7 protein-coding genes, 1 tRNA gene and 1 pseudogene are annotated in these 9910 nt (G+C 71.6%); 2 read left to right on the top strand and 7 right to left on the bottom strand.

Annotated elements, in window-relative coordinates; all coding sequences use genetic code 11:
* Nucleotides 1-449, top strand: a pseudogene (locus JWR81_RS02570) (hypothetical protein); the annotation flags it as partial.
* A gap of 585 nt (nucleotides 450-1034) precedes the next feature.
* Here JWR81_RS02570 and JWR81_RS02575 read toward each other — a convergent pair.
* A tRNA-Pro gene (locus JWR81_RS02575) sits at nucleotides 1035-1111 on the bottom strand.
* Nucleotides 1112-1146: 35 nt separating this feature from the next.
* Nucleotides 1147-2088, bottom strand: a complete 942-nt coding sequence (locus JWR81_RS02580; protein ID WP_297646142.1) for a metallophosphoesterase — start codon at nucleotides 2086-2088, stop codon at nucleotides 1147-1149.
* A 45-nt stretch (nucleotides 2089-2133) separates the two neighbouring features.
* Here JWR81_RS02580 and JWR81_RS02585 point away from each other — a divergent pair, with 45 nt between their 5' ends.
* The gene (locus JWR81_RS02585) at nucleotides 2134-2604 is read left to right on the top strand and encodes a GatB/YqeY domain-containing protein (protein WP_297646144.1); all 471 of its coding nucleotides are present in this window, start codon (nucleotides 2134-2136) and stop codon (nucleotides 2602-2604) included.
* A 115-nt stretch (nucleotides 2605-2719) separates the two neighbouring features.
* Here the strand turns inward: JWR81_RS02585 and topA are convergent, their stop codons facing one another.
* The 5 genes from topA to JWR81_RS02610 all read right to left on the bottom strand — a co-directional run.
* A complete protein-coding gene (topA, locus tag JWR81_RS02590) occupies nucleotides 2720-5497 on the bottom strand; it encodes a type I DNA topoisomerase (protein ID WP_297646154.1) in 2778 nt (925 codons plus the stop codon).
* Nucleotides 5498-5863: 366 nt separating this feature from the next.
* Entirely contained in the window at nucleotides 5864-6469 is a 606-nt protein-coding gene (locus tag JWR81_RS02595) for a hypothetical protein (RefSeq protein WP_297646146.1), read from the bottom strand.
* 69 nt (nucleotides 6470-6538) lie between these two features.
* The gene (locus JWR81_RS02600; RefSeq protein WP_297646148.1) at nucleotides 6539-7141 is read right to left on the bottom strand and encodes a hypothetical protein; all 603 of its coding nucleotides are present in this window, start codon (nucleotides 7139-7141) and stop codon (nucleotides 6539-6541) included.
* 67 nt (nucleotides 7142-7208) lie between these two features.
* Nucleotides 7209-7805 carry a hypothetical protein gene (locus JWR81_RS02605; RefSeq protein WP_297646150.1) on the bottom strand — a complete coding sequence of 199 codons (597 nt, stop codon included), beginning with the start codon at nucleotides 7803-7805 and terminating at the stop codon, nucleotides 7209-7211.
* Nucleotides 7806-7945: 140 nt separating this feature from the next.
* Nucleotides 7946-9910, bottom strand: a 1965-nt coding sequence (locus JWR81_RS02610; protein WP_297646152.1) for a sodium-translocating pyrophosphatase, incomplete at its 5' end; no start/stop codon positions are given.

Consider the following 9910-nt stretch of genomic DNA (forward strand, 5'->3'; position numbering starts at 1 on the left):
CGGATCCGGTCTTCGCCGACGCAGTCGTCCGGCGCACCATCGATCCCGGTGCGGCGGCGGAGGTGATCCGGCCCGCTCTGGTGGCCGAGCTGCAGGAGCGCCCCTACGAGTTCGACATCCAGGTCCAGCTGTGCACCGATCTGCAGCGGATGCCGGTGCAGGACGTCACCGTGGAGTGGCCCGAGACGCTGTCTCCCTCCGTGACGGTGGCCAAGCTCCGCCTCCCGCAGCAGGACATCTCAGGCGAGGACAACCTCGAGAAGATGGATGCCCTCTCCTTCACCCCCTGGCGGGTCACGGCTGACCACGCCCCCCTCGGCAACATCATGCGGGCCCGCAAGGAGGTCTACCGCCACTCGTCCCTCCTGCGCCACAAGCTCAACCAGCAGGCGCGCGCGGAACCCCGCAGCGCCGACGACGTGCTGCCCGCGGCCCATCAGGTCCGCTGAGAGGCCGCCGCAGGAGCTGTGCAGGTCCTGCAACCCCCGCTCGCGCAGATCTCGACGATCAGCCTGGCACTTCTCCTGGTCCTGATGCTGGGGCTCAACGTCAAGAACGTGATCGCACTGTTCGGTACCGGCGCGATCATCGCGACCCTGCTGTTGATCGCGCTCTCGCCCATCGGGGGCTACCTGCTGGGGGACCACGGGCGGACACCGAGCAGGTGCTGTCCCTCAGCACGGGCCGACGCAACCTGTCCGCGCCTTCATCGTCGCGACCGGCAACGTTGCCGACCGGCCGAAGGTGCTGGTCTACGTGGCAGCGGCCGGACTGGTGGGCACGTCCGTCATGTTCGCGACCGCAGCAGAATTCGGCGAGCGAGCGGAGCGCCGGACCACCGTTGGTGAGCCTGAGGCTGAACGAGCTGGTCGTTCGGCGGGAGTCCATTCCTCAGCAACGCTAGGCACATCGCCTGCGTGACTTCGTGCACCCGCGAAGCATCAAGCCTAGTTGCTCTTGTCATCCAGGCTTGTCGCCAACGACTGAGGCCCCGGTCCCGGGCTCCGTCTGGAGCCTGTGACCAGGGCCTCTGGTGGTCGGGGTGACAGGATTTGAACCTGCGACCTCTTCGTCCCGAACGAAGCGCGCTACCAAGCTGCGCCACACCCCGATGGCTCGCGATCGTGCTGCGAGCCGTGGAGAAGTCTAGCCGACCTCCACCGAGGCCGTTGCGGGGGTGGCCTCCACCGCCTCCGTGGTGGTGGGGCGCGGCACGAGCGTCAGCAGGCTGGCCTCCGGCGGGCAGGCGAACCGCACCGGGGCGAACGGCGACGTGCCCAGTCCCGCGGACACGTGCAGGTGCATGTGCGTGCCCCAGCGCGAGGCGCCGCGGGCGCGGGAGCGGTCGATGCCGCAGTTGGTGATGATCGCGCCGAAGCCGGGGAGTCGCAGCTGGCCGCCGTGGGTGTGGCCGGCGAGGACGAGGTCGTAACCGTCGGCCGCGAACGCGTCGAGCACGCGGGGCTCGGGGGAGTGGGTCAGCCCCAGACGTAGCACGGGATCGCCCGTGGCGCGACCGGCCACCCGGTCGTAGCGGTCGAGGCCGAGGTGGGGGTCGTCGACGCCGGCGGCCGCGACCGTGACGCCCGCGACGTCGAGCGTGACCCGCTCGTGCGTGACGTCGGCCCAGCCGCGCTCGACCAGCGCCGCCCGCAGGTCGCGCCAGGGCAGCGGTTCGCCGTGGATGCGCCGCTCGCTCTTCGTCAGGTAGCGGGCGGGGTTCTTCGGCGTGGGTCCGAAGTAGTCGTTGCTGCCGAAGACGAACAGCCCGGGACGCTCGAGCAGCGGGCCGAGCGCGGCCACGGCTGTCGGGACGGCACGGGGGTGGGCGAGGTTGTCGCCGGTGTTGACGACCAGATCGGGCTCCAGCTCCGCGAGGGCGGCCACCCACTTCTGCTTGCTCTGCTGGCCGGGTGTGATGTGCAGATCGGAGACGTGCAGCACGCGCAGTGGCCGCGCGTCGGGGGCCAGCACCGGCAGCGTGGCCTCGCGCAACGTCCACCGCCGCCGCTCGACGCCGGCCGCGTAGACGACCGTGGCCGCCCCTGTGGTGGTCGCGCCGAGCGCGAGCCGAGCCCAGCTGTTCACAACTGCAGGGTACGTCGCGCGCCGAGTGGACTAGCGTGCACGCCCGTGAGCACCTTGAAGGCACAGCTGCGGACCGACCTGACCGCGGCGATGAAGGCCCGGGACGAGCTGGTGAAGTCCACCCTGCGGATGACGCTGACCGCGATCGGCAACGCCGAGGTCGCCGGCACCGAGGCGCGCGAGCTCTCCGACGACGAGGTGCTCAAGGTGATCGCGAAGGAGGCGAAGAAGCGGGCCGAGTCGGCCGAGGCCTTCGCCGCCGCCGGCCGTGAGGAGCTCGCCGCCCAGGAGCGCGCCGAGGGCGAGGTGCTCGACCGCTACCTGCCCACGCAGCTCAGCGACGACGAGCTGGCCGTCATCGCGCGGACGGCTTTCGACGAGGTCGCCGCCGAACTCGGCGACAAGCCCGGTCCGAAGCAGATGGGGCAGGTCATGAAGAAGGCCAACGCCGCGGCGGCGGGCCGGGCCGACGGCGGCCGCGTGGCCGCCGCGGTGAAGGCGCTGCTCGTCGGCTGAGACCCGGTCCGCGCGCCCCGGTCCGCGCGCGATTTTGCGTCCTCGCACCCTCCGTGGACGGTGCGAAGACGCAAAACGGCGCGCAGATCGAGGCCGCGCGGATCGCGTGGGCCGGCTACTTCGCCGGAGCCTTCTTCGCCGCGGGCTTGCGGGCGGCGGGCTTGCGGGCCGCCGTGGTCTTCTTCGGCGCCGGGCCGCGGGCGCGGCGCTCGGCCAGCAGCTCGGACGCGCGCTCGTCGGTGAGCTGCTCCACGCTGTCGCCCTTGCGCAGGCTCGCGTTGGTCTCGCCGTCGGTGACGTACGGCCCGAAGCGGCCGTCCTTGATCACCATCGGCTTCTTGGTGTTGGCGTCGGTTCCCAGCTCGCGCAGCGGCGGGGTTGCCGCCGCGGTGCGCCGGCCGCGCTGCTTGGGCTGCTTGTAGATCTCCAGCGCCTCGTCCAGCGTGACCGTGAACAGCTGCTCCTCGTCGGTGAGCGAGCGGGAGTCCGTGCCCTTCTTCAGGTACGGGCCGTAGCGGCCGTTCTGCGCGGTGATCTCGTCGCCGCTCTCCGGGTCGTTGCCCACGAGCCGCGGCAGCGACAGCAGGCGCAGCGCGTCCTCGAGCGTGACCGTCTCGGTGGACATGCCCTTGAACAGCGACCCCGTGCGCGGCTTCGGCTTGGCCACCGCCTTCTTGCGGGCGGGAGCCTTGGCCGTGGTGCTGGTCGTCGTGACCGCGGCCGTGCGCGAGCGCGTGGTCTTCGGCGCGGGTGCGGGCTCCTCGACCGGCTCCTCCGGCTCCGGGAGGATCTCCGTGACGTACGGGCCGTAGCGGCCCTCCTTCGCCACGATCTCGTGCCCCGTGACGGGGTCGACGCCCAGCGAGCGGCCCTCCTGCGGCACCGAGAACAGCTGCTCGGCGACCTCACGGGTGAGCTCGTCGGGCGGCAGGTCGTCGGGCAGGTTGGCGCGCTGGCTCTGCCCGTCGCGCACCCGCTCCAGGTACGGGCCGTAGCGGCCGACGCGCACCACGACGTCGTCGAACACCTGGACGGAGTTGATCTCCCGGGCGTCGATCTCCTCGAGGTTGACGCCGACGAGCTTCTTCAGCCCGCCCGCGCGCGCCACCGAGCCCTCGGAGCCCTGGTCGGCGCCGAAGTAGAAGCCCGTGAGCCAGTTCGTGCGCTGCTGGGTGCCGTGCGCGATGGCGTCGAGCTCGTCCTCCATCGTGGCCGTGAAGTCGTAGTCGACGAGCCTGCCGAAGTGGTGCTCCATCAGCCCGATGACGGCGAACGCGATCCACGACGGGACCAGCGCCTGCCCCTTCTTCCACACGTACCCGCGGTCCTGGATCGTCTTGATGATCGAGGCGTAGGTGGACGGGCGGCCGATGCCGAGGTCCTCGAGCTGCTTGATGAGGCTCGGCTCGGTGAAGCGCGACGGCGGGTTGGTGGAGTGGCCCTCCGGCGTCAGCGAGGCGGCGGTGAGCGCCTGGCCCTGCGTCAGCTCCGGCAGCCGTGACTCGGCGTCGTCGGCCTCACCGCCCGCCTGGTCGTCGACGGTCTCGACGTAGGCCTTGAGGAAGCCGGGGAAGGTGATGGTGCGCCCCGAGGAGGCGAACGTGACGGCCTCGCCGGTGGCGGCGGTGCCCGCGATGCGGATGCTGACCGTGGTGCCCCGCGCGTCGGCCATCTGGGAGGCCACCGTGCGCTGCCAGATCAGCTCGTAGAGCCGGAAGTCGTCGCCGTCGACCTCGCGGGCGATCTCGCCCGGCGTGCGGAAGGTGTCGCCCGCGGGCCGGATGGCCTCGTGGGCCTCCTGCGCGTTCTTCACCTTCCGGGTGTACTGCCGGGGCTGCGCAGGGACGTAGGCGTCACCGTAGAGCTCGCGCGCCTGGCTCCTGGCCGCGTTGATGGCCGACTCCGACAGCGTGGTGGAGTCGGTGCGCAGGTAGGTGATGTAGCCGTTCTCGTAGAGCCGCTGCGCGCTGCGCATCGTGCGGTCGGCGGAGAAGCGGAGCTTGCGGCCCGCCTCCTGCTGGAGCGTCGACGTCATGAACGGCGCGTAGGGCTTGCGCGTGTAGGGCTTCGACTCCACCGACTCGACGGTGAGGTCGCGGCCCTGCAGCGCCTCGGCCAGCCGCCGCGCGGACGCCTCGTCGAGCGCTCGCGCAGGGTCCCTGCCCGTGGTCTTGAGCCGCCCGTCGGCGCCGAAGTCGCGACCGGTGGCGACGCGCTCGCCGTCGATCGCCACCAGCCGCGAGGGGAACTGCCGCGGCGTGGCCAGCGCGCCGGCGTCCATCTGCGCGGCGATGTCCCAGTACGACGCGGAGACGAACGCCATGCGCTCGCGCTCCCGGGCCACCACGATGCGCGTGGCCACCGACTGCACGCGGCCCGCCGAGAGCTTCGGCATGACCTTCTTCCACAGCACGGGGGAGACCTCGTAGCCGTAGAGGCGGTCGAGGATGCGGCGGGTCTCCTGGGCGTCGACCATGTCCTGGTCGAGGTCGCGCAGGTTCTCCACCGCGGCCCGGATGGCCGGCTCGCTGATCTCGTGAAAGACCATGCGGCGCACGGGCACCTTGGGCTTGAGCGTGTCGAGCAGATGCCAGGCGATGGCCTCGCCCTCGCGGTCGGGGTCCGTCGCCAGCAGGAGCTCGTCGACGGACTTCAGCGCCTCGCGGAGCTCGGCGACCTTGCTCTTCTTCTCCGGCGTGATGATGTAGAGCGGGGCGAACTGGTTGTCGACGTCGACGCCGAGCCGGGCCCAGGCCTCACCCTTGTGCTTGGCCGGGACATCGGCAGCGCCGCGGGGCAGGTCGCGGATGTGGCCGACCGAGGCCTCCACGACGTAGTCCTTGCCGAGGAACTTCTGGATCTTCGCGGCCTTGGTGCCGGACTCGACGATCACCAGCCGGCGCGTTGGGCGTCCCGATGCGGCGGACGTGGGCGTGCCGGAGCGCCGGCTGCCGCCGCCTGCTCTGCGGGCGGGCGCGGCGTCGGTGCCCTCGCCCTCGTGGGCCGCGGGCTTCGAGCTCGTCGTTCCGGTTGCCACCTGGTCCTACTCCATCCCAACGGCCGGGGTCGGGCACCGGCCGTGCTGCGGGTGACCGTCGCGGCCACCCGAACTACCGAGTATGCGTCTCGACGTCCCGGACTGTGCCGGAACCTCACGGTCGCACACCACCCGCCGTGTTGCCTTCATCACGCTTCGCGGTGTCGCCCGATCGCACACCAACACCGTGCTGGCTGCGCCGCGAGAGCGTAACCACTGCTGTCAAGACGCGTTCCGGCCCCAGTACCTCGGCCAGTGCTCGCCCGACAGCCTCGCCGGCACCGGTCCGACCAGCTCGACGAGCCGCTGGACGCGGCGGGTGCCGCTGATCCGCAGGGCGGTACAACCTCCCGTGCCGTCCCCCACACGAGCCGGCGGTATGCCCGCTCTCGTGGCCGCGGCGATCAGTGCCTGGTGGGTGTGCGGGGCGTTGTCGTCGAGGGCGAGGAGGTATCCGCCGCGCTCGTCGGGCCACCCCGCCGACGCTGCCCACACCCGTAACGCCGCGCCGTCCAGCTGCCATTCCGCGGGCACCTGCTTGACCGCTCCGCTGGTCCACTCGCGGGCGAGCCCGACCAGGTCGCAGCGGAAGGCGGTGCGCACGGACACGGCACCGGTCTCGGTGAGCACCGGCTGCGCGGCGATGCCGACAGCGGCGCAGGCCGCGACCACGGCGGGAGCGCGCGCGGGGTCGGGCAGGACGATCGAGAGCCGGGCCTGGTCACCCGCGCCGAAGCGGGCGATCTGCCCTGGGCCGCAGAGCAGGCCGGCCAGGTCGGCCAGCCGGGCGGGCCGGGCCTCGGCGGAGAACAGCGACAGCTGCGACACGACCGGAACCGTAGAACACATGTTCGATCGATGGGCGGGCGACTCGCCGAACGGCGCCCGATCACAGGCTCAGCGGGGGGCGGTGGTGGCGAGGGTGGCGAGCTTGCGGCACTGGTCCGACCGCTGCGCCGCGGCGCCCAGCCGGGGCAGCGCCACGATGCCCGAGAGCGCGTCCGGGGCGGTGACGGAGCTGAGCGTGCTCTGCACCCTGTCCAGCGCCGCGACGAAGGCCTGCGGGTCGTTCGGGTTCGCGCCGTCGACGGTGGCCTTGGCGCCCGCGAAGTCGTTCCTCAGCTTCGTCATCGTGGCGCGGGCCTTCGCGAGCACGTCGTCACCACCGGCCACCGGGGAGCGCCCGACGGCGGCCAGCTGCTCGCCGCCCTTCTGCGCGCCCGTGACGACCGTGCCCAGGTAGGTGCTGAATGCCGTCTTCAGGGCCGGGAGGTCGGTGCTCGTAGCGAAGTTCGGCGGGGCGATCGCGGGAGTGGCGAAGGCCAGCACCCCGACGCAGACCTTGTCGACCCACGCGACGGGATCGCTGCCGGGACCCTGGGTGGGCGCCGGGGCCGGGTCGGCCGACGGAGTGCCGGTGACGGTCGTGGTGCAGCCAGCGAGCAGGGCGAGGGCCGTCAGCAGCACGGCGAGCAGGCCGGAACGGGTCGTACGGGACATGCTGGACGGCTCCCGGTCGACGACGAGGTCGGCCGCCAGTGTGCCCCGGGGCGCTTCGGTCGCCTGCTCAGCCCCCGGCGCCGGGGAGGGCCTTGCAGTTCGGGGCCAGCTGCGCGGCCTGGTCGAGCTCCGGGGTGTTCTTCAGGTCGGCGGTGGGGTCGGGGAGGTTCTGGAGGTCCTGCAGCGGGGCCAGCGCGGCCGGCAGGGCCGTCGCGAGCTGCGTGACGTCCGACGGGTCCACCGCGTCGATCCGGGTCTTCGCGTCCTGGAACGACGAGCGGAGCTTCGTCAGGGTTCCCGTCAGCGAGGTGACGAACTGGTCGCCGCCGTCGACCGGCGAGGGGGCGGCCGCTTTGAGACCGTCGAGGGCGGTGTCCAGGCTAATGACCGCGTTGCCGAAGTAACCACGAAGGCCCTTCACCGTCGCCTGGGGATCACTCGAGTCGCCCTTCGGCGCGGACGACAGAGCCTTGAGCATCGGCTGCAGCGAGCCGCACACCCCGTCGATCCACGTCACGGCATTCGCCGGCGCGGCCCCGGGCGTCGCCGACGCGGTGGCCCCGGCGGGAGCCGGCGTGCCCGTCACGGCGGTGGAGCAGCCCATGAGGAGCAGGGCGGGGACGGTCGCGGCGACGAGCAGGGCGGTGCGGGGCTGGCGGTGCATGCGCGTGCTCCCGGGCGACGATGAGGGGACGAGGACGAGGGTGGGACGGACCGTACCCGGACCCCGAACACGGCGAAGGCCGCTCACCCGCACGGGTGAGCGGCCTCCGCCTGCTGCGTGCTGACCGCTGCGCTGTCCGGTCAGCCGACCGGCGTCTCCGCCGGGGTGTCGCTGATCGACGTCGAGCGCCGCTTCGACACGAGGACGGCCGCGACGATGACCGCGAGCGCGACGAGTGCGATCACGATGCGGATCGGCGTGTAGGCCGAGTCGATGGTGAGGAAGACGATGGCCGGCGCGATGAGCACGGAGACCAGGTTCATCACCTTGATCTGGGGGTTGATCGACGGGCCCGCGGTGTCCTTGAACGGGTCACCGACGGTGTCACCGATGATCGTCGCCTCGTGGGCGGGCGATCCCTTGCCGCCGTGGTTGCCGTCCTCGACGAGCTTCTTCGCGTTGTCCCAGGCGCCGCCGGAGTTGGCGAGGAAGATCGCCATCAGGGTGCCGGTGGCGATGGCACCCGCGAGGTACCCGGCGAGCGGGCCGACGCCGAGGCCGAAGCCCACGGCGATCGGGGCGAAGATGGCCAGCAGGCCGGGAGTGGCCAGCTCGCGCAGCGAGTCGCGGGTGCAGATGTCGACGACGCGCCCGTACTCCGGCTTCTCGGAGTAGTCCATGATCCCCGGGTGCTCGCGGAACTGGCGGCGCACCTCGAACACGATGGCCCCGGCCGCGCGGGTGACCGCGTTGATGGCGAGGCCCGAGAACATGAACACCACGGACGCACCGATGATCACGCCGACCAGGGTGTTCGGCGAGAACACCTGGTACTCGAAGCTCGTCAGCTTGGACACGTCGGCACCGGCGAGGGTGGTGGTGATCGCGTCCCGGTAGGAGCCGAACAGCGCCGTGGCGGCCAGTACGGCCGTGGCGATCGCGATGCCCTTGGTGATGGCCTTGGTGGTGTTGCCCACCGCGTCGAGCTCGGTGAGGATGTCGACGCCCGCGCCCTCGACGTCGCCCGACATCTCGGCGATGCCCTGCGCGTTGTCTGCCACCGGGCCGAAGGTGTCCATCGCGACGATGACGCCGACCGTGGTGAGCAGGCCGGTACCGGCCATCGCCACCGCGAACAGCGACACCGTGACCGAGCCCGTGGCCAGCGCGAACGCGCCGAACACGGCCGCGCCGATGACCAGCGCGGTGTAGACGGCGGACTCGAAGCCGATCGAGATGCCGGCCAGGATGACGGTGGCCGGACCGGTCAGCGAGCTCTGCCCGACGGTCTTGACGGGCTTGTCCTCGGTGCCGGTGAAGTAGCCGGTGAGCCGGAGGATGACGCCGGCCAGCACGATGCCGATGATCACCGCGATGGTGGCGATGAGGCGGGGGTCGCTGCCGGCCATGGCCGGGACGACCGTGGGGTCGGTCGGGCCGTTCGCGCCCGACGCGTCGGTGAAGCCCGCGAAGGTGCCCGGCAGGTAGACGTAGGCGGCGATCGCGCACAGCACCGCCGAGATCACCGCGGAGATGTAGAAGCTGCGGTTGATCGTCTTCAGGCTGCCCTCGTTGGGCCGGGTGCGGGTGATGTAGACGCCGATCACCGCGGTGACCACACCGATGGCAGGGACGATCAGGGGGAACAGCAGGCCGTGGAGGCCGAACGCGGCGGTGCCCAGGATCAGCGCGGCCACGAGAGTCACGGCGTAGGACTCGAAGAGGTCGGCGGCCATGCCGGCGCAGTCGCCGACGTTGTCGCCGACGTTGTCGGCGATGGTGGCGGCGTTGCGGGGGTCGTCCTCGGGGATGCCCTGCTCGACCTTGCCGACCAGGTCGGCGCCCACGTCAGCGGCCTTGGTGAAGATGCCACCGCCCACACGCATGAACATGGCGAGCAAGGCGGCGCCGAACCCGAAGCCCTCCAGAACCTTGGGCGCCTGGCCGGCGTAGACCATCACGACGACGGCCGCACCGAACAGACCGAGGCCGACGGTGAACATGCCGACCACGCCACCGGTGCGGAACGCGATGCGGGTGGCTTTCTCCCGGCCGCCTTCCTCGTTGGATGCGGCGGCGACGCGGATGTTGGCAAAGGTGGCCAA

Source organism: Pseudonocardia sp., from assembly GCF_025965585.1.
GTDB lineage: Bacteria > Actinomycetota > Actinomycetes > Mycobacteriales > Pseudonocardiaceae > Pseudonocardia.

Coding starts and splice junctions, on each gene's coding strand:
- JWR81_RS02600 (WP_297646148.1), bottom strand. CDS start 7,141: ATGTCCCGTACGACCCGTTCCGGCCTGCTCGCCGTGCTGCTGACGGCC.
- JWR81_RS02605 (WP_297646150.1), bottom strand. CDS start 7,805: ATGCACCGCCAGCCCCGCACCGCCCTGCTCGTCGCCGCGACCGTCCCC.